The 17,771-nt window shown below is 44.1% G+C and carries 17 protein-coding genes; 10 read left to right on the plus strand and 7 right to left on the minus strand.

Annotated elements, in window-relative coordinates; all coding sequences use genetic code 11:
- Positions 1 to 157 precede the first annotated feature (157 nt).
- Genes Q9312_RS10795 through Q9312_RS10815 form a run of 5 tightly spaced genes read right to left on the minus strand, consistent with a single transcriptional unit; the run spans position 158 to position 4,006 of the window.
- A complete protein-coding gene (locus Q9312_RS10795; RefSeq protein ID WP_309200855.1) occupies positions 158 to 787 on the minus strand; it encodes a dUTP diphosphatase in 630 nt (209 codons plus the stop codon).
- A gap of 27 nt (positions 788 to 814) precedes the next feature.
- Positions 815 to 1,366, minus strand: coding sequence for an acyloxyacyl hydrolase (locus Q9312_RS10800; RefSeq protein ID WP_309200856.1), 552 nt, complete (start codon positions 1,364 to 1,366; stop codon positions 815 to 817).
- Positions 1,367 to 1,417: 51 nt separating this feature from the next.
- Positions 1,418 to 2,239, minus strand: a complete 822-nt coding sequence (djlA, locus tag Q9312_RS10805; protein ID WP_309200857.1) for a co-chaperone DjlA — start codon at positions 2,237 to 2,239, stop codon at positions 1,418 to 1,420.
- Between the two features lie 56 nt (positions 2,240 to 2,295).
- Entirely contained in the window at positions 2,296 to 2,958 is a 663-nt protein-coding gene (gene murU / locus Q9312_RS10810; RefSeq protein ID WP_309200858.1) for an N-acetylmuramate alpha-1-phosphate uridylyltransferase MurU, read from the minus strand.
- A gap of 10 nt (positions 2,959 to 2,968) precedes the next feature.
- A complete protein-coding gene (locus Q9312_RS10815; RefSeq protein ID WP_309200859.1) occupies positions 2,969 to 4,006 on the minus strand; it encodes an aminoglycoside phosphotransferase family protein in 1,038 nt (345 codons plus the stop codon).
- Between the two features lie 89 nt (positions 4,007 to 4,095).
- Here Q9312_RS10815 and Q9312_RS10820 point away from each other — a divergent pair, with 89 nt between their 5' ends.
- From Q9312_RS10820 to Q9312_RS10845, 6 genes are all read left to right on the plus strand, one after another.
- A complete protein-coding gene (locus Q9312_RS10820) occupies positions 4,096 to 6,510 on the plus strand; it encodes an LPS-assembly protein LptD (protein ID WP_309200860.1) in 2,415 nt (804 codons plus the stop codon).
- A gap of 61 nt (positions 6,511 to 6,571) precedes the next feature.
- Positions 6,572 to 7,861 (plus strand): peptidylprolyl isomerase, encoded by a 1,290-nt coding sequence (locus Q9312_RS10825; protein ID WP_494338280.1) that lies wholly within the window; start codon positions 6,572 to 6,574, stop codon positions 7,859 to 7,861.
- Positions 7,862 to 7,870: 9 nt separating this feature from the next.
- On the plus strand, positions 7,871 to 8,875 hold the full coding sequence (pdxA, locus tag Q9312_RS10830) for a 4-hydroxythreonine-4-phosphate dehydrogenase PdxA (protein WP_309200861.1): 1,005 nt from the start codon (positions 7,871 to 7,873) through the stop codon (positions 8,873 to 8,875).
- Positions 8,872 to 9,666, plus strand: a complete 795-nt coding sequence (rsmA, locus tag Q9312_RS10835; protein WP_309200862.1) for a 16S rRNA (adenine(1518)-N(6)/adenine(1519)-N(6))-dimethyltransferase RsmA — start codon at positions 8,872 to 8,874, stop codon at positions 9,664 to 9,666. The genes pdxA and rsmA overlap by 4 nt, the downstream gene beginning before the upstream one ends.
- Before the next feature lie 84 nt (positions 9,667 to 9,750).
- Positions 9,751 to 10,401: an orotate phosphoribosyltransferase gene (pyrE, locus tag Q9312_RS10840; protein ID WP_309200863.1), complete on the plus strand. Its 651-nt coding sequence runs from the start codon at positions 9,751 to 9,753 to the stop codon at positions 10,399 to 10,401.
- Positions 10,402 to 10,419: 18 nt separating this feature from the next.
- Positions 10,420 to 11,415: a hypothetical protein gene (locus Q9312_RS10845; protein WP_309200864.1), complete on the plus strand. Its 996-nt coding sequence runs from the start codon at positions 10,420 to 10,422 to the stop codon at positions 11,413 to 11,415.
- A gap of 91 nt (positions 11,416 to 11,506) precedes the next feature.
- On the opposite strand, the gene Q9312_RS10850 is transcribed toward Q9312_RS10845, so the two are convergent.
- Both Q9312_RS10850 and Q9312_RS10855 read right to left on the minus strand, forming a co-directional pair.
- Positions 11,507 to 12,307 carry an ABC transporter substrate-binding protein gene (locus Q9312_RS10850; protein ID WP_309200865.1) on the minus strand — a complete coding sequence of 267 codons (801 nt, stop codon included), beginning with the start codon at positions 12,305 to 12,307 and terminating at the stop codon, positions 11,507 to 11,509.
- A gap of 83 nt (positions 12,308 to 12,390) precedes the next feature.
- The gene (locus Q9312_RS10855) at positions 12,391 to 14,994 is read right to left on the minus strand and encodes an EAL domain-containing protein (protein ID WP_309200866.1); all 2,604 of its coding nucleotides are present in this window, start codon (positions 14,992 to 14,994) and stop codon (positions 12,391 to 12,393) included.
- Between the two features lie 279 nt (positions 14,995 to 15,273).
- Between Q9312_RS10855 and Q9312_RS10860 the strand changes: the two genes are divergently transcribed.
- From Q9312_RS10860 to Q9312_RS10875, 4 genes are all read left to right on the plus strand, one after another.
- The gene (locus Q9312_RS10860; protein ID WP_309200867.1) at positions 15,274 to 15,672 is read left to right on the plus strand and encodes a PAS domain-containing protein; all 399 of its coding nucleotides are present in this window, start codon (positions 15,274 to 15,276) and stop codon (positions 15,670 to 15,672) included.
- Positions 15,673 to 15,694: 22 nt separating this feature from the next.
- Complete coding sequence (locus Q9312_RS10865) at positions 15,695 to 16,597, plus strand: sensor domain-containing diguanylate cyclase (protein ID WP_309200868.1); 903 nt, start codon at positions 15,695 to 15,697, stop codon at positions 16,595 to 16,597.
- A gap of 119 nt (positions 16,598 to 16,716) precedes the next feature.
- Positions 16,717 to 17,292, plus strand: a complete 576-nt coding sequence (locus tag Q9312_RS10870) for an FMN-binding negative transcriptional regulator (protein ID WP_309200869.1) — start codon at positions 16,717 to 16,719, stop codon at positions 17,290 to 17,292.
- 30 nt (positions 17,293 to 17,322) lie between these two features.
- Positions 17,323 to 17,742, plus strand: a complete 420-nt coding sequence (locus tag Q9312_RS10875) for an MAPEG family protein (protein ID WP_309200870.1) — start codon at positions 17,323 to 17,325, stop codon at positions 17,740 to 17,742.
- Positions 17,743 to 17,771: the final 29 nt, after the last annotated feature.

Below are 17,771 nucleotides of genomic sequence, written 5' to 3' on the forward strand. Positions count from 1 at the left end.
GTAATGTAGTTGAGACCTATACCGCAGAGCGCGAGTAGGCACGAGGCAAACAGATTAGACCGTATTAGGTTGTTCAATGGCTAGGTATCATTATTGTAAGGATGTTTTAAGCATAGCAAAAAACATCCTTTTTCCCAGCTCAATTAACTTACTGGACTTACTCGCTAGGGTAACGTTCGACCAAGCCTTGATACACTTTTTTCTGATAATCGGGATCTGCAATATCTAACGATGCAAGCACCTCAACCAAATGCTCATTATCTTCGCGTCCATCCCAAACTTTTTGATAGTGCCCCTCTTTGTAGCCATAATCTTGGCGAAAGAAGTTCAGCGTATTCTTACCGACGTAACTTCGATAGAGTTCGGCAAAGTCCATATCAATTTTTAGCATGCAGCCAGCGAAAGCATGAGCATCAAATCCTCGTGTGGTTAACGCCGTTGCCGCTAAAATTTCTAGTGTTTCAGGAAAACTATCAGCCGCTTTTGGCTCGGCCATTTCAGCCGCCAATTGCTTTGCGATTTCGGTGGGTGAGTCAACGCCGTTAATGCGGCAGCTCAATCCAAAGTGAAAGATATCGACCAACTCCATTTTTACTTGCTCTAAATCAGGCGTTTGGTGTTTCCACCACTTCCAGCCATAGTGATCGAGCATCTCTCCACACTCTAGCCAAATTGCGCGGAACCATGCAAAATTTTGCTCAAACCACTGCGGATGAACTTTACGATTCATCGCGTCTTGCATTTCGACCATGGTCGCTAATGGTACTGTTATATCGTTTTGTGTCATAAGTTGTCCTATCTAAAATGGTACGACCTAAAATTGGTAGTATAAAGCCAATGAGAGAAAATCAATGCCGGGATTAGGCCGAGCAAGGTAACCATTCGAGTAATGATTATAGCGAAACATCGTTTGCCACTGTCGGTTCTCGCCGAAGCGCCAACCATACCCTAAATGAATAGCAAATTGATAATTACTTGACGTTGTAATCTCTTGATACTGCCGTTCAGAGATTCGTCCTATCCCAACACCCAGCTCGGTCACATGGCTTTTGTCATCTTGCCAGTACCATTGCAGGGTTGGTTTAATTGCCCACATGGTTAAGTCTTCCGACTGCTGCTGAAATTCGCTACTCATTCGGTGCCATTCTGCGTCAATGCTTACATCAAAATGTCCTAGATGAGGAAGCGTTTGATCAAATAGCCATGGGTAGCGAACACCGATGCCTGTTACATTCGATCCTGACGTTGAGCCCGATTGAATCAACTCATCGTCCATGCCCACACCATAACTTGCCATAACCGCTATGTCGGCCCAACTAAATCGTATCGTTACTAAAATTATTGCTGCTAAAAGCTTTGCCTTCACTGGTAATCCTCTGGTTATTCACGGTTATCAACGATGGTTGATAATACGGACCTATTTTGACTTTTTTGCGTCAGCAATTAGCTCATAAGCTGCTTTAATTTCTTGTGTTTTTTCAGTTGCCACTTTGATCATCTCTTCTGGAAGGCCTTTGGCAACTAATTTGTCGGGATGGTGTTGCGCCATTTGTTTTCGATAGGCCTTTTTAACTTCAGCCATGGATGCGTTCTCAGAAACACCAAGAAGCTGATAAGCCTGCTGTAATTTTGCAGCGGGGCTTACCCTTGAAGAGGTACCCGCATGCCCTCGATGTTGTCGTTGTTGATGAAAACTTTGTTGTGCTTTCACCATCAAAATAAGGCGCTCTAACATAAAGTTGGAGAACCCCAATTTAGTCGCAACATCACCGAGCAATGCCCGTTCTTGATGTTTAAGCTGACCGTCAGCAAAGCCAGATTGAATGAGAATTTCCATAAACATCTGCCGAACGGCGGGTTGCTTTGCCGTTGCTTGAGCAAAGAGATCAATTTCACCTTGCCAGTCGAACGATTCTGACTTTCCACGATTGAAATATTCAATGGCCTGCGAGCGCATTTGATTGGACAATCCTAAATGCGCCATAACTTGCTCAGCCGCATTAATTTCTTGTTGAGAGACATGCCCATCTATTTTGGCCAAGCGTCCCATAAAACTAAACGTGGCTGAAAAAAACCTTGCTTGAATTTGCGCTTGCTCATCGCGACTTAACGGCGTGAAATCTTGGTTCAGTCCTTTGTCGAACATGTGCCCAAAGAAGAGTCCTAATATCATTCCTATTGGCCCACCAAGAGTGATAAACCCTAGCACCCCGCCAATAATTTTTCCCCACAATTTCACTTCAATACCTTGTCTTATATGTCGTCTTAAATGTCGTCTTTAATCTCTCAGCCTCACTAGTGCTGTCTGAGATTCTTCTCTAGCGTCGCTAAACGCTTTGGCGTCCCCACATCGTACCATGCCCCGGTATATAACTCAGCCGTCACTCGAGCCGCTAACGCCTGCTCACGAAGTATCGGCCCTAGTGCAATGCTTTCGCCTTTTGGAAATTGCGTAAACCAAACGGGATTGTAAACACCAATCCCGGTGTACGTGAATTGTCTAGGCTCAGACAAGAGCAGGTTGCCTGATAGAGAAAAGTCGCCATCAACAAGGTAATCAGGCTTCTTTGTCAAAACGATGTGAGCAATTTCAGGATCAATCCCCTTCAAAGATTCGAATGAATAGTCGGTAAACACATCACCGTTAACCAAAATAAACGGTTGCTTGCCAAGTAATGGCGCAGCAAAAGCTATCGCACCGGCGGTCTCTAAAGGTTCTCCTTCACGAGAGTATTGAATATTAACCCCAAATTGCTTGCCATTTCCCAGATAAGATTCAAGCTTGTCGGCCAAATAAGCCGTGTTAATCACCACTTCGCTGATCCCTGCGGCTGCCAAACGCAATAGGTGATGCTCGATTAATGGCCGCCCAGCCACTTTCAATAGAGGTTTAGGGCAATCTCGAGTTAACGGCAGCATGCGCTTACCTAAGCCAGCCGCCAAAATCATAGCCTTCATGATGTTTCCTTCACGATAAGGCAGTCCAAGGTTGCTTTTGCCGTTCAAAAACTGGCAAAAGTCGAGACTCGAACCAATCTTTCGCTTCATTCAACTCAGGGATCAACGTCAAAGCCTGATAGATGTAACCTAAGGTTAACGGAATATCTTGCAAATAATTTGCCTTCCCATCACGGTAATTTAGACGACAAAAAATACCCGCCACCTTGATATGCCGCTGCAATCCCATGTAGTCATAATCTTTTATAACCTTGGACAACTCTGGGACGGCAATTCCTCGTTGACCGGCGGCTTGATGATAAAAAGCCACCCAAGACAACTGTTGTTCACGCGGCCAATATATGTAGCAGTCTTTCAGCAAGCTAACTAAATCATAAGTGTAGGGGCCGACGACGGCGTCTTGAAAATCAATCACTCCCGGTCGCTCATCACCATCCACAATCATTAAATTACGCGAATGAAAGTCTCTATGAACGATCACTTGGTTTTGTGACGATACCTGCTGAATCAATTTTGCAAATAACTGTTCTATGACACTTAAATCTTCAGGCGTGAGTGTAAGACCCAAGTGGCGTTCTAAAAACCAGTCTTTAAATAAATCCATTTCCGCTCGCAAACGCTCCGCGTTGTAGGGAGGAAGCGATGTATTTTGAGGATCCAATTGGCCCTGCAATTCAACTAACGCCAACATGGCTCGTTGATATAACTCATCAGCAGAGTCAGCGCTCAAGGCGGGCAGGTAAAGTTGATCACCGAGATCACTCAGCAACATAAAGCCCAGTGTCGGATCGGACGCGATCACTTGTGGAACCAATAAACCTGCGCTTTGAAGTAATGCAGCGGTTACTAAGAACGCTTCGATGGGCTCTTTATCTGGCGGCGAGTCAACGGCAATTAACGAGCGCCCAGAGGAAAGCTCGACTGCTCGAAAATAACGTCGAAAGCTAGCATCACCGCTGACCACCGATAGAGGCTGTTCCGCCTGATCCAGTTGTCGAGCCACCCAAGTTTTTAACTGCACAAACCTTTGATCGGTATTCTGGTTCAATTTAAAATCCCACTTCGAACAATTTTTGTTTTAAACTGCGCTTTTTTACCGCGAAACCGAAGCACATTGAGAAAAGACGAACTTTCATTTTGAATGACTTAACCCAACAAATATCTTCACCTAACAACTCTGGTCGAGGTAAAAAAATTAATCCAATCGCTTTGCTCGTGTCTTTATCGCTTGCCAGTTTAACGGTTAGCCTTCACGCCAGCGATACTGAAGACGCGATTAAAAAGACCTCGGATAATAAACATAGCGACGCCAAAGCGCAAAAAGAAAGCGAATCGCGCGATGCCCAAATATCTTGGTTAAAGCGCGAATTGTTGATTCCTACTAGCTGTTTAGCCAATCCCGATTTTATTGCTTCACTACAAAATGAATATGAAAAACATCAAAACCGAGCTAAAACAATAGAACTGACCGCTGACCAGGGTTCTGGCAGTCCAAATACTGAACAACCCGCAAAGCAAGAATTAACGGGGAATGTGCAATTAATCAGCCCACAACTTACCCTCGCGGCTGGGCAGCTAACGTTTTTCAATGACTCAAAGGACTTTCATGCCGGTGACCGTGTCGTCATAGAGACGGCAACTGGGCAATTTGCAGCCAAAGAAGTTTCAGGTAATGCCGAAACAGGCACCGCCAATTTAAGCGAGAGTCAGTTTCGATTAAAAATTAACGGCGCCAATGGTGATGCCAATACTATATCGGTCGACGAGCAACAAAACGTCGAATTAGACGCCTTATCTTTTTCTACCTGTCCTGCCGGAGACGATAGCTGGCGACTCTATGCCGATAAACTCTCAATCAATCAAGAGGAAGGCTGGGGTGAGGCCGATGATGTCACTTTAAAAGTTGCCAATGTGCCTATTTTATATTTGCCTTGGCTGAAATTTCCTGTCGATGACCGTCGTCATAGCGGTGTGCTGCCGCCTTCTTTCAGTGATAGCGAACGTAATGGCTTCGATGTTCGAGTCCCAATTTATTTTAATCTAGCGTCTAATTACGACTTAACTCTAACGCCTCGCTACATGGTTGAACGAGGTTCGTTACTTGGCTCAGAGTTTCGTTACTTAACTGAAGACTCCAGTGGAGAAGTTGAACTGGAGTATTTAAATGATCAAAAAGTAAGCAACCTAGAAAGCAGCGACCGTTGGCTATACCAGTTACGTCATCGCACTGACTGGAATAACGGTTGGCGAGCACAGATTGATGCCACGGGTGTGAGCGATGTCAATTACCTGACTGACCTTGGCAGTGGCATCGGACAGACCAATCGAGACCAGCTCACTCGAACCGCTGAACTGGGCTACTTTACACCAAACTTTTCTACATCAGTGCGCTGGTTACAATATCAACCACTCGCACTCAGCGACAAACCCATGAGATTATTGCCGCAACTGCAATTATCATGGCGCAATCCGAATTTAGCAGAAGGGTGGCAATGGCACATAACCTCTCAATACAGCCAATTCGAGCCAGACTCAAATCCCATTACCGCCGCTTCTCAATTGCCAGAAACAGAGCGGTTCTTTACTCAAGGTAGCTTCGGGTACCGCTTTGAAGCACCTTGGGGTTATTTAGAACCGAAAGCTAAGGTCAACTTTTTAGAGTATCAGTTTGCCGACGCGGCTGTTCCGCCGCTCAACGAAACCGTTGCGCAATGGATGATTGACGGTGGATTAAGGTTTGAACGTCAATGGAGTGGCGGCACTCAAATACTTGAGCCAAGACTTTTTGTCTTGCACAACCAAGACAATGATCTTGAGCAAGTGGGTTTGTACGACACCTACTTGCCCCAGTATACCTACCAGCAATTGTTCAGAGACAACCGTTTTTCGGGCTATGACCGAATCAACTCTGTCGATCAGGTATCTCTGGGCGTCACCAGTCGTTGGTTAGACACATCTGGACGTGAATTAATCAGCATGGCCGTTGGTCAGGCGTTTTATCAAGATACCCCTGATGATTATTGGCAAACTAGCATTGATCAAACGGTGAAACACTCGAGTATTTTGTCGCAGGTTCGCTGGCAACCCATCTCAGGGCTGTCTTTGACTGGCGATATCGCCTATGATCCTGAACGTAAAGAGACTGAACACGGCCGTTTAAGCCTAGTTTATGAACCCTCTGACAATTTTGTGGTCAATGTTAATCATCGTTTTGTTGATGCAGCAGCAGGCTTTAGAGAGCAAAGCGAAATCGGCTTGGCTCTACCATTGAGTCATCAATGGCAAATGATCGCCCGCTGGCAATACGACTTACTTAGCCGCGAGAGTTTAGAAACGATGCTTGGACTTGAATATCAGTCATGTTGTTGGTCATTACGTGTTGTTTCACGTCGTTATTTGAATACACGATTAGACCAAAATGGCGTTATAATCCCCGACTCAGACGGTCGGTTTAACACTGATATTCGCTTTGAATTTGTTTTGCGCGGATTAGGCGGAGGGAGCCAAAAAAGTTTCCCTGACGTATTGAACAAAGCCCAGTGGAATTACTAAAGCGCAAATTAACATGTATCGGCAATAAGAACCGAACATTCGAATTAAATTTGGAAGTTGTATGAAATTATTGATATCCGTTTTACTTTTGGCAACAACAATGTCGTCAACACTCTCAGCCGCCCAGCCGCTCGATCAGACCATTGCGATTGTAGAGCAAGACATCATCTTAGAGAGTGAGCTGAAGCGACAGATGGCTTCGATTGTTCGCCAATTAAAAGAGCGCAATCAACCTGTTCCTGAAATGAATGTTCTTCAAGAACAAGTACTTGAACGTATGATAGTCAATTCACTGCAACTACAAATGGCACAACGAGCAGGCGTGCGCATCAGTGAACAAGAGTTAAATGCGACCATTCTCGACATTGCCAAAAATAATGGAAAAACACTCGAGCAACTGCGGCAATCGATTACTGAAGATGGGATCAACTGGGAATTATTTCGAGAAGATTTACGCGACGAAATCATGGTCGCACGGGTGCGGCGCGCACAAGTCGCTCGAAGAATTAGTATCAGCGAACGCGAGATCGACAACCTTATCCGTTTGATCGATAACGAAGGTGCGCAAAACGTACAATACCATTTAGGTCATATTTTGATTCCGGTATCTGATGTGTCTGATCAAACAGCCATTCAGCAAGCGCGAGAAAAAGCCCAACAGCTAGTCGAGCAACTGCGTGGTGGTGCGAACTTTGCTGTGTTGGCAATCAATCATTCAAAAGGACAAGAAGCACTTCAAGGCGGTGACTTTGGATGGCGAGCCGGCAATCAACTACCGACCTTATTCGCTGGCCCAGCCAAAAATATGAAAGTCGGCGAAGTCAGCAGCCCATTACGCAGCGGTAGCGGATTCCACATTATCAAATTACTGGATAAAAAAGGCGATCTTCAACACATCGTCAAACAAGTTAATGCTCGTCATATACTCCTGATGCCAAACACCATCCGCGACGACAGTGCCTCAGAAAAACTCATAAACGAGCTGCATAAGCGCATACTCAATGGCGAGTCTTTTGAAGAACTGGCGAAAGAATTCTCCGATGACAAAGGCACCGCTCGTGACGGTGGCGAACTCGGCTGGAGCACACCAGATAAATTTGTTGGACCCTTCAAAAATGCCGTAGAAACTCTGCCAATAGAACAGCTTAGTAAGCCATTTAAAACTCAATTTGGCTGGCACATTGTCGAAGTGCTTGGGCGTCGTGATGCCGACCAAACTCAAGAGTTCAAGCGCGAACAAGCAGCCAGAATGTTGCAGTCACGTAAATTCGACGAAGAAGTCGAGAGTTGGCTTAGAGAACTTCGCGAAGAATCTTATGTAGAAGTGTTAATTGAAAATAAGGCTAAATAAGAGAGTCTAATGCCCGAACAACTTCCAGCCATCGCAATCACCTCCGGTGAGCCTGCGGGCATTGGGCCTGAAGTTACCCTTAAAGCCTTATCCAATGGCACCGCGGCGAGAGTCGCGGTACTTGGTGACGCTAACTGGCTCGACTCATTAATTAAAAAACTGAATTTGTCTCTTAATGTCAAAGTCATTCAAGACATAAGTCAAGCCGAACCCAATGATGGAACAACGGTGTTTGTTCTACATCATCCAGTCGTCAAAACTCCACGGTTAGGGCAACTTGACGCGGACAATTCCAGCTACGTATTGCAATTGCTCGATCAGGCGCATCAACTCGCTATGACTAAGAAGGTTGATGCCATTGTCACGGCTCCGGTGCACAAAGGTATTTTAAATCAAGGAGCACAAACGTTTAGCGGACACACCGAATACTTTGCGGCAGCGGCTGGCGTTGAGCAAGTGGTGATGATGTTGGCTTCGGAACAGATGCGAATGGCATTAGTAACGACTCACTTACCTTTAAGAGACGTCCCATCTGCGATTACACCACAACGGATTAACAGGGTACTTTCAGTGTGTCATCAAGGATTGCAGGCGCTTGGCATTGAGCAACCACGAATTCGCGTGTTAGGACTCAATCCCCACGCTGGTGAGCAAGGTCATTTAGGTCATGAAGACGACGCCATCATCGCGCCTTGTATTCAACAATTTCAACAAATTTTGCCAACGGCAACGGGCCCTTACCCTGCCGACACCGCTTACTCTAAAGAAATGCTAGCAACCACCGACTTGTATTTAGCCATGTATCACGATCAAGGTTTACCCGTCATAAAATTCGCGAGCTTTGGGCAATGTGCGAACGTCACTCTTGGGTTACCTTATGTGAGAACATCCGTTGATCATGGTACCGCACTCAATATTGCAGACCAATTGATCGCCTCGGAGTCGAGCATGAGTTATGCATTGCAATTTGCGGCGCACAGCGCCACAGGCCACCATCACAAGGCAGCAAAATGAAACCAATTCATCACCAAGCACGCAAACGATTTGGGCAAAACTTTCTTCACGACCCTACCGTGATCGGCCGTATCGTTGCGACGATACAGCCACAGCCCGGCGACAATATGGTCGAAATTGGCCCAGGGCCAGGAGCATTAACGCAGCCAATCTTGTCTCAAATCGGCAGCCTCAAAGTTATTGAATTAGACAGAGATGTGATTCCCAAGTTAAAGATGTTTTGCTTAGGCGATGGAGAGCTCGAAGTGATCGAAGCGGATGCGTTGACCGTCGATTTTGCTGGATTAAGTCAAGGTACTCACAATCTCCGCGTCATTGGCAACTTGCCTTACAATATATCCACTCCGCTAATGTTCCACTTGTTTGAGTCCATTGACCAAATCAAAGATATGCACTTTATGTTACAAAAAGAAGTCGTCGAGCGACTCGTTGCAGTTCCAGGCGGTAAGGACTATGGTCGGCTAAGCATTATGGCGCAATACTATGCTAAGGCCGAGCTTATGTTTATCGTCAAGCCAGGTGCTTTTAACCCGCCACCTAAAGTTGATTCAGCTATCGTTCGTCTAACGCCTCGTCCCGCTGAGGAGCGTGCAAATATTGATGTCTCACTCATGAATAAAGTGGTGACCAGTGCGTTCAGTCTACGTCGCAAAACCCTTAGAAATAGCTTAAAAGCCTATTTAAGCGCCGAAGATTTTGAGCATTTAGGGATCGATCCAAAAGCCCGAGCAGAAACCTTGCCACCGAGTGACTTTGTAAGAATAACGGCTTACCTAGAGCAAAAAGGCTAAGCCTTTTTGCTGCCGCAGCACTGCAAGTTACATCGAAAACCGCTATAATTCGCTCATCTACTTGATTTAAAGAAAGAAATTAACATGAGCTCGGCTACAAAAAACGCCTTCTTATCGCTTGCCATAGAGCGTCAAGCACTGAAATTTGGTGCATTCACCCTAAAATCTGGCCGCACCAGCCCTTATTTTTTTAACGCGGGTTTGTTTGCAAGTGGTGGTGATTTGCATCGCTTAGGTGAATGCTACGCCGCGACATTGGTCGAGAATAATGCCGATTTCGATATGTTGTTTGGCCCTGCCTACAAAGGAATACCTCTAGCAACAGCGACCGCTACGTCTTTGTTTACGCAATTCAACAAAGATGTTCCTGTTGCCTATAACCGCAAAGAAGCTAAAGCCCATGGTGAAGGTGGGAACATTGTTGGTGCGCCTTTACAAGGAAAGGTCATGATTGTTGACGATGTGATTACCGCGGGAACCGCGATTCGTGAATCTATAGATTTAATCCAACAACAAGGCGCAGAACCCGCTGGCGTACTGGTAGCACTTGACCGACAAGAACGAGGCTCAGGGGAATTATCGGCCATTCAACAAGTCCAAGCCGATTACAACATCCCAGTATTTGCGATAGCGAATTTGACTGATTTATCAAATTTTATTAAAAATGACGATCAACTCTCTGTTTACAATGAGAAAATAGCTCAATATCGTGCTCAATACGGTATTCAAGCGTAAACCAACTCGGGCGAATTTATGATAGTAACGGCAAAAACATTCAACAAGCCACTGGCGCTGCTCACCGTGCTGCTAGTGACCTTCAGTTTGTCGGTGTCTGCAAAAAGTTACTATCGATACAAGAATGACGAAGGCCAAGTTATCTTGGTGGACCAGCTTACTCCAGAAGCGATCGCTGTCGGTTACGACGTCATCAACGAGCAAGGTCAACTTGTTCAGCGTGTACCGCCTGGCAAAACACTGGCCGAGCTAGAGCAAGACAAACAGCGCATCATCGAAGAAAAGCGTAAAGAAAAAGAGCGTCAACGCCAACTTCGCCGTGACGCAGAATTATTACGTTTATTTTCTTCCGCCGAAGACATTCAGCGAGCTCGAGACGCGGCACTACTCGGCGTTGATCAACGTTTAGAGATCAATAACGGCGAGCAAGCTCTCCTGAAAAACCAGCTTGAAGATTATCAGCGTCGTGCTGCTAACTTTGAACGCATGGGTAAACCCGTTCCAAAAATTTTAAAAGACAGCATTGATGGTGTTCAAAAGCAAATCGTCGATCGCGATCGCACTCGAACGCTTATAGAAACAGAACGCGAGAAAGTGAAGCAAGACTTTGAGAAAGACTTAATTCGATTTAAAGAACTGCACGCTCAACGCATGGCACTCAAATATCAAAATAAAGGGAACAACGGAAGTGCTGACGCTAATTTAATGATTGTTACCTGCACCAGCAATCAGCAATGTAATGATATGTGGAAACTTGCTCAAGTTTATGCGCAGCGCAACGCCAGTGGTCGCCTAGAGATTGTCACCGATACTATTATCTTAACTTCTGCACCAAAGCAAGACAGTGAAGTTGGGTTATCTTTCTCTCGACTTCCCGGCAAAACAGAAACTCAAATTATCTTAGAGATCACTTGTAATAACACAGAAGCAGGAGAATCTCTCTGCAAAAGCAGTGAAGCTCGAAAATTGAGCCAAGGCTTTAAAGATTTTGTCGAAGGTCAATTAAGCAGCTAACGGTTACAATTTCGCTCAAAGCTGCTTTTGCTCGAGTATCGCTATAACTGCCCATCACCAATCGTCGACAGAAACAAAATTATTAACAAGTTTAACCTGCGACTGACCAGTTTTTTATTATTTGATGCAACTGTGCTAAACCATCGGTTAAACATGCTGGACCAGGTTGTAAAATATCGGCAGACTTAATCTCATGGAGTTCTCCAGATCTAACGGCGTTGATGTCTTGCCACCCATCTCTCGAAACTACCTTTTCTTCTTTAAATTTTCGACCACACCAAGATCCAATAATTATATCGGGATTTCTATCTATCACTTCGTTTGGATCAGCAATAATTCTATCTTTGCCTAAACCATTTTTTGCTTGCTCTTGAAAAATGTCATCACCACCAGCTAATTGAATTAATTCTGACACCCAACCAATTCCGCAAATAAGTGGTTCATACCATTCTTCAAAATAAACTTTAGGACGACGCGGCAATAACTTCGCTGACGCCTTTACTTGTTCTACATTTTCACTCAACTTTTTTATCAATGCTTGGGCTTTTTCTGGTTGGCCAATCAAGCTACCGAGGGTTAAAAACATTTGAAATATTTCTGGTATAGTCCGTTGATTAAAAATATGTACTTCAACGCCATTTCGAATTAACTCTGCCGCGATATCAGCCTGCATATCAGAAAATCCAAGTACCAACTGAGGTTCTAGCGCAAGAATTTTATCAATCTTAGCGCTGGTAAATGCTGATATTTTAGGCTTTTCTTTTCGAGCAATACTCGGACGAACCGTGTAACCTGAAATGCCCACGATTCTATGCTGCTCATTCATAAGGTATAGGGCTTCTGTGGTCTCTTCTGTCATGCAAATGATTCGTTCAGGAAAAGAAGGTTCCATGTTGGATTCTCACAATTTAAGGTTCACGTGAGTATATCGAAATAGACCTTTATTTGAAATGTCAGAGGCTAAGATACCTAAAGTTATCCCCTAGGTTGTGTCTTTTTGATCACACTAAAGAAACGGCGATTTAATTCCGCTGAGTCACAAGGCTCCGAGAAGTAATAGCCTTGAAATAGAAAGCAACCTTGTCGACAAAAGAAATCAACTTGCTCTTTGGTTTCAACGCCTTCGGCAACAACTTCTAACCCTAACTCCGATGCCATGCTAATGATGGTACGAGCAATGGTTTCACTATCATGGTCGCCCGGAATATCATTAACGAATGACTTATCGATCTTCAACTTATCTAACGGTAACTTTTTCAAGTATGAGAGCGACGAGTAGCCCGTACCAAAGTCATCTAATGATATTCGAATGCCTTTGTCCTTAAGTCTTTTTAATACTTTTACCGCACGTTCCATATCGACCATTAATAGACTTTCAGTCACCTCTAACTCGAGTTGACTGTAATCAAATGCAGTATCTGAAAGCACGCCATCAATAAAGGGTATAAGCTGTTCGTAAGCAATCTGTCGGGCTGATAAATTAACGGTGATGTAAAATTGGCTTTGAATCATTGTACGCCAACGATCAAGTTGCTTGCACGCTTCGCGAATCACATATTCACCAAGCGCTATAATGGTATCGGTTTCTTCAGCCAAGGGAATAAATTCCATGGGTGTGATTGAATCCTCAACCGGATGGCTCCAGCGTAGTAATGCTTCTGCACCTTCAAAACGATTGGTTTTCATGCTGTATTGTGGTTGATACACCACCGACAATTGATTGTTCTTAAGCGCTTGTTTGAGCTCGCTCTTTAAACGCTCTTTTCGATTGATTCGCTGCTCCATTGAAGGATGAAAAGTCACAATTTTATTTCTTCCCAATAATTTCGCATGATACATGGCTAAATCAGCGCGCTTGATAATCTGCTCCGTATTTTCAGCATCAAATGGAAAGAATACCAATCCCTGACTGATCGAAGTAGAAATTTCATGACCACCAATAGTTATCTCTTTCACCACTTCTTCGCGAATTTTTTCACTAATACTCTTCGCATTCATTTTTGCTAACTCATAGGTATTTCCAATTTCGGGTAAAAGAATCACAAACTCATCACCACCAAACCTTGAGACCGTATCTGACTCTCTACAGTGAGTTTTCAATCGCTTTGAGGTTGCTTGTAAAAGCGCATCACCAATTGAATGACCAAGCGTGTCATTTATATTTTTAAAAAGATCGAGATCGACAAAAATAACGGCACCAAAACGTTTATGTCGCTTGGACAATAGTAGTGATTGTTCAAGGCGGTCCATTAAAAATGCACGATTAGGAAGGTTGGTCAAGTCATCATGTTTTGCCATGTGCTCCATTTGTTCAGCCGTAAATTTTTGTTCGGTGATATCAACCGCCACACTTACCACTGCAGGCGTGTTACTGCGCTTTCGAATAAATGGAACTTTCGATAGCTGGTATATCGCCACTTGTCCGTCGGGCAGCTCTAACTTTACTTCCTGATCAAACTCTCGTTGCTGACGACCCATTATTTTTTCGTCATCGCCTAGTAAGCCATCTAAATAAGGTTGTCGCTGCATAATCTCGGTACGAGTCAGCGTACTCAACTCTTGAAAGGTGCGATTAAACACTCGAGTTGATTCCAAATTTGCTAATACGATTTTGCCACTCGCATCCGATGCAAAAATGGCATGAGGAACAATATCAATGATTTGCTTTAATTGGGCTTCGCTTAATTCAAGTTGCCGAGTTTGTCGCTTTACCTCTCTTCTTAAGACCACAATGATCAAACTGGTTAATAAGACGACTAGGCTGAGTCCAAAAATTGAGAATTTTAACCACTCTGGAAAAACCGCTTGATCTTGCTGAGTCCAGTTTTCTGTGATGGTGTAATACACTGAACCTTCAGTCGCTTTCCAATTTACTAGACTCTGGTCGATTTGCGCTAAAATATCGCCATTGCTGCCCTTTCGAGTGGCAAATAAAACCGGAAAAGGGTTAAACATAATATCTGAACGTAAAACATTAAACTCAGACTCAACGACAAATCCATAGTGACTATTCACCACCCCTGCTTTGATGTCAGCTCTTTCTAACGCCTTAAAAATGTCATCGTAAGAATCGTAATGTTTAATCAAGCAATTTACACCGAACCGATGGCATAGCTCGATGAATCTTAGTCCACTAATGCCGTTGTTCAGCACACCGATCGTTTGTCCATCAACCTGTAGGAAGTTAGACATCTTCGACGACGGTTGCGTGTAAACTTGCCCCCAAACACTTAAAACACTCTGCGAAGAAAAATCAAAAGAGAAAGCACGCTTTTCTGAATAACCAATGGCACTCATAACATCAATAGCACCCTCATCTAGCCGTTCCAATTGATTGGCCCAAGAGTCAATGACCCATTCAATTTGCCAATTGTGCTCTTTCGCCATCTCTTCCATGAGCTGGGGGATAATTCCTGATACTGCCCCTGACGGTTCAACAATAACTAAGGGAGGCATAGGAGCTCCACCCACACGCACTAGACGCTTTGCTTCGGCAGCTTGAGATAAACCTGGCCAGCTCAACAAGAGGGTCAGAAGGGTCGATAAGTAGGCACTGGCAAGGACTCGGGAGCGGTTCATGAGCTCAATCTCATAAGTGGATATTAATACCCTAGTACATTCCGAGCGGGCAGGAAAGACTTTTAAAGCCTAATCATTCTTTCGTATATCCAATGCTATTTTTGAAAGATTTCGTTGTAATAATCTTAACTATAACGCAATTCTGCGATTTTTCTTGCGGAAAGCGAACACTCGTCCTTAGTTGTACAAGGCGATCTAAGAAAAATTTGCTAATTCACTCGCAATGAGCGACTTTGACGATTGACTTACCAAAGATTCGGGTAACAATATAGAGATGATATGAATCTGGAGACCGACGTGACCCCTTTGCCTGATTTGATGTTGCAAGCCTTCGATAAAGCTTTAGACCTAATGTTAATCATGGAAGCCAACTTTGACGATGTAGGTGACTCTAAGATCATTTACGCCAATCAAGCCGTGTCCAAGACATTAGGATACAGTAACGCTGAAATCGTTGGAAATAGTCCGCGTATGTTTCAAGGCAATCAGACCGATAAAATGACACGCATGGAAATCCGCGTATCGCTAAAGCAAAAAAAGCCTCTGCATTCGAAAATATTGAATTTCACAAAAGACGGTGAGCCCATTTGGTTAGAGATTAATATTATTCCGCTAGAAAATGATCAGGGAGAAGTAACACACTTCTTTGCGACTGAGCGAGTGTGTAGCCAAGACTAGTCAATGAGAGACCTGGGTATCAATGAAGTTACCAGACCAAATATTTAAGCAAGCCGCCGATAATGCCCTTGACGTTATCATGATTACCGCCGTTGATTTTGATGATCCGGGTAATAACACCATAGTTTATGTGAACGATGCTTTCGTCGAACTGTTCGGCTATTCCAAACAAGAAATTATTGGGCAAAGCCCTCGAGTGTTACAAGGTCCAAATACCGATCCTGCCACTCGAGACAAAATTCGTGCGGCGTTAACACAGGGTCTACCGGTCACCTCAGAAATTATCAATTATGGTAAGCATGGCCAAGAGTTTTGGATTGACTTAAAAATGGTACCACTGTTCAACAGTGACAATGAAATAACGCACTTTCTATTCATTGAACGTGATTTGTCATCTCGTAAAAATAGAGAACAACAACTTTACCAAGAAGCAACCATTGATGGGTTAACACAAATTTACAATCGCCAACACACCTATCAACTCGCCGCCAAGGCCATAGAAAAAGCCAGTCGTTATAAGAGCCCTCTTTGTGCACTGCTGCTCGACATTGATCACTTTAAACAAGTCAACGATAACTTTGGTCATGTTGTTGGTGACAAAGTTTTAAAGAAACTGGCTCAACTTATCACCCAAGAAGTTCGCTCTTCCGACATTTTTGGTCGTGTCGGCGGCGAAGAATTTTTTATTTTATTGCCAGAAGTACCATTAGAACAAGCACAAGTCTTTGCCGAAAGAGTGAGAGCTCGAGTTCACGCTGCAACCTGGGAAGAAGCAGGATTATCAACGGCACTGTCCATCAGCGTGGGTGTCGCAGAGTTCGACAATGATCACCTCGAGAGTTTGATATCTAAAGCGGACCACGCACTCTACCAAGCCAAAAATCTGGGCAGAAATCGAGTAGAGTCCTTTAAAGAAGCAAAGTAAGCAAACTCACATTCTACTGATGAGCACTCTTAACTAACTATGCTGAACATTCATCGGGGCTTCATTCATTACCATTTGAAAAATTAATTCACTTAAAATTGCCATTAAGGACATCATAAATGATAACACCTAATCATTGGCGAATGCCTGAATCAAGGCACCGCCGTTTCATAAAGGACTACCCGTTTGCGACGCTTTTTGGTCCGAATCAAGTGGTCGATCATTTACCATTGCACCTCGATCACGAAGGGCAACGATTGATTGGACATTGTGCGAAAGTGAATGCACTTTGGCAAACCTGTCATCAGGCCGCAGTAACCGCTGTTTTTCATGGTCCACATGCCTACATTCCGGCCCATGCATATGATACTCAACCAGCGGTTCCGACTTGGAATTATGCGGTATTGCATGTAACCGGACGTTTTAGCGCACTCGATGAGCAGGCAACTTGGTCTATCATTCAAAGTATGCACGCTCAGTTCGAATCAAATATTTCTCAAGAAGAAGAGCAATTCCAGAAAAATATGCTCAATGGTATCGTTGGTTTCGAAATCGCTATCGACGCCATCGTAGGCAAAGAAAAGCTTGGCCAGCACCGCAAAGCGGTCGATCAGCAAGCGGTACTCTCTCACTTAAAAAACTCTAAAGCCACTCAGGCAAAAGATCTGGTAGAGTATATGGACCGTACACTCTAGCGGGCAAAATTAAAAATAGAAGGAAACATTATGTTTGAGAATTACACTTGGGTTTACTGGGGTTTATGGACTATCGGTTTTACAATTTTAGTTCAAGCATTGGTCGCGTCGATTGCTCATCGTCGCCAAAAAAAATACATTCCGGGTATCGTCGATAAAAATTTGAGCCATGAGTCGTTTGTCTTTCGAAGCCACCGAACGTTTCTAAATTCTCACGAAAATGTCGTGATGTTTCTTATTCCAGTCTTTGTTGGACTCTTTAGCAAAATGGATGCGAGCACTCTGGCGGCGATTGTTTGGATATACGCTATCGCTCGATTGATTCATATGGCGCTGTACTACAAAATCGCGACTGAAAAAAACCCCAGTCCTCGCAGCTATTTTTACATCATCGCTTTGTTCGCTAACTTAGTTTTATTCATTTTGCTTGGAATGCATCTAATTAAGTAATCAGCTATAACGGCGATATATGCCTTGTC

The sequence above is a fragment of the Pleionea litopenaei genome (genome assembly GCF_031198435.1).
GTDB lineage: Bacteria > Pseudomonadota > Gammaproteobacteria > Enterobacterales > Kangiellaceae > Pleionea > Pleionea litopenaei.

Coding starts and splice junctions, on each gene's coding strand:
- rsmA (WP_309200862.1), top strand. CDS start 8,872: ATGAAACCAATTCATCACCAAGCACGCAAACGATTTGGGCAAAACTTT.
- murU (WP_309200858.1), bottom strand. CDS start 2,958: ATGAAGGCTATGATTTTGGCGGCTGGCTTAGGTAAGCGCATGCTGCCG.
- pyrE (WP_309200863.1), top strand. CDS start 9,751: ATGAGCTCGGCTACAAAAAACGCCTTCTTATCGCTTGCCATAGAGCGT.
- Q9312_RS10860 (WP_309200867.1), top strand. CDS start 15,274: ATGAATCTGGAGACCGACGTGACCCCTTTGCCTGATTTGATGTTGCAA.
- Q9312_RS10795 (WP_309200855.1), bottom strand. CDS start 787: ATGACACAAAACGATATAACAGTACCATTAGCGACCATGGTCGAAATG.
- Q9312_RS10875 (WP_309200870.1), top strand. CDS start 17,323: ATGTTTGAGAATTACACTTGGGTTTACTGGGGTTTATGGACTATCGGT.
- Q9312_RS10865 (WP_309200868.1), top strand. CDS start 15,695: ATGAAGTTACCAGACCAAATATTTAAGCAAGCCGCCGATAATGCCCTT.
- pdxA (WP_309200861.1), top strand. CDS start 7,871: ATGCCCGAACAACTTCCAGCCATCGCAATCACCTCCGGTGAGCCTGCG.
- Q9312_RS10850 (WP_309200865.1), bottom strand. CDS start 12,307: ATGGAACCTTCTTTTCCTGAACGAATCATTTGCATGACAGAAGAGACC.
- Q9312_RS10825 (WP_494338280.1), top strand. CDS start 6,572: ATGAAATTATTGATATCCGTTTTACTTTTGGCAACAACAATGTCGTCA.
- Q9312_RS10870 (WP_309200869.1), top strand. CDS start 16,717: ATGATAACACCTAATCATTGGCGAATGCCTGAATCAAGGCACCGCCGT.
- Q9312_RS10855 (WP_309200866.1), bottom strand. CDS start 14,994: ATGAACCGCTCCCGAGTCCTTGCCAGTGCCTACTTATCGACCCTTCTG.
- Q9312_RS10845 (WP_309200864.1), top strand. CDS start 10,420: ATGATAGTAACGGCAAAAACATTCAACAAGCCACTGGCGCTGCTCACC.